Consider the following 1,550-nt stretch of genomic DNA (forward strand, 5'->3'; position numbering starts at 1 on the left):
CGGGGGCGCCCGGCGCGCGCACAGGCCCGGCGCGCGGCGCCCGGAGGTGAGTGCGAGGGGCGGGCCCGCCCGCCCCTCCGTCAGGCCGAGTCGCGCAGCAGGAGCGAACCGTGGACGACGAGCCTCGCGCCGGCCACCGGATCCCCCGGCGCGGCGAGCAGCCGGGCCACCTCCTCGACCGCGAGCGCGCCGAGCCGCCCGATGTCCAGGGAGACGGTGCTGAGGGCGGGTTCGACCAGGTCGCCGAGGCGCAGGCCGTCGAAGCCGACCACCGCGAGATCCTCCGGCACCCGCCTGCCGAGCCTGCGGGCCGCACGCAGCGCACCGACCGCGATGACGTCGTTGAACGTGAGGACGGCGGTCACGTCCGGGTACGCCGCGAGCAGCCGGGGCAGGGCGGCCTCCCCGCCTTCCACCGACTGCGGGGCGCCGGCCACCGCGCTCGCGTCCAGACCGCGCGCGGCCGCGGCGGCGGCGAACCAGCCGTGGCGGTCGGAGGGTTCGGGCCGGCCCTGGTGGTCGAGCATGCCGATGCTCCGGTGCCCCCGCGCCACGAGATGGGCGACCGCGCGGTCGATCGCCTCCGCGCCGTCGATCCGGATCGAGCCGAAGCGCGTCGCGCGGTGCTCCCGCCCGACGAGCACCACCGGCACCCCGCGGGTGTCCCGGTCGATCTCGTCCTCCGGGCTGCTGAAGTATCCGATCACCGCGTCGACCTGGGAGCCGACCACCCGCAGTGCGGTCCGTTCCTTCTCCGGGCTGTCCGAGGTGTCGTGGACCACGACGTGCCAGCCCCGCTCGCCCGCCGCCTCCAGCGCTGCGGCGGCCACCTCGGTGAAGAACGGGTTGAGCAGATCGGGGATGACCAGCCCCACCGTCACGGTGTCCTGGCGCACGAGGCCCCGCGCGAACCGGCTCGGCCGGTAGCCGAGTTCGCGGGCCGCGTCCAGCACCCGCTGCTTCGTCGTCCCCTGGATCTCGCCCTTGTCGTTGAGCGCCCGGGACACGGTCTGCCGGGACACCCCCGCCGACCTGGCGACGTCATGGATGGTCACCCTGCGCCGACTCGTCCCCGACGACCCCACCGCACCCTCCCGGCCCCTGTTCGGACAGTCCGAGTATGACGCCTGCGGGAGCGGCCCGGGGACAGCCGCCGGCCGCGGGCGCGCCTGCCGGCCCGCCTCACGCGACAGCCCGGCCGGACGTCGCCGACACCCGCCGTCGACGGGCGTCCCGCCCGGACGCCCCTACAGCCGCGCCGACTTCAGCGCCATGTGCAGCAGCAGCCGGTCCTCGCCGCTCGCGAGGTCGAGGCCCGTGAGCTGTTCGATGCGCGAGAGGCGGTAGTAGAGCGTCTGCCGGTGGATGCCGAGCGCGGCCGCCGTGCGGCCCGCCTGGCCGGCGTGGTCGAGGTACGCCTCCGCCGTGCGCGCCAGGTCCGCGTGCGCGGCGCCGAGCAGGGGCGCCACGGCCGGATCGGGACCCGGCGGCAGCCGGGTCAGCAGCCGGTACGGGCCGATGGCGGTCCACTCGGCGACCGGGCCCAGCTC

General features: G+C 76.7%; 2 protein-coding genes. Both read right to left on the minus strand.

The window, feature by feature from the left end; genetic code table 11:
• Positions 1-80: 80 nt before the first annotated feature.
• Complete coding sequence (locus L1885_RS28225) at positions 81-1,055, minus strand: LacI family DNA-binding transcriptional regulator (protein WP_308117412.1); 975 nt, start codon at positions 1,053-1,055, stop codon at positions 81-83.
• A gap of 192 nt (positions 1,056-1,247) precedes the next feature.
• The coding region (locus L1885_RS28230; protein ID WP_235799984.1) for a PucR family transcriptional regulator at positions 1,248-1,550 on the minus strand (303 nt) is incomplete at its 5' end.

This window comes from Streptomyces fuscigenes (assembly GCF_021556455.1).
In the GTDB taxonomy this organism is placed as follows: Bacteria; Actinomycetota; Actinomycetes; order Streptomycetales; family Streptomycetaceae; genus Streptomyces; species Streptomyces fuscigenes.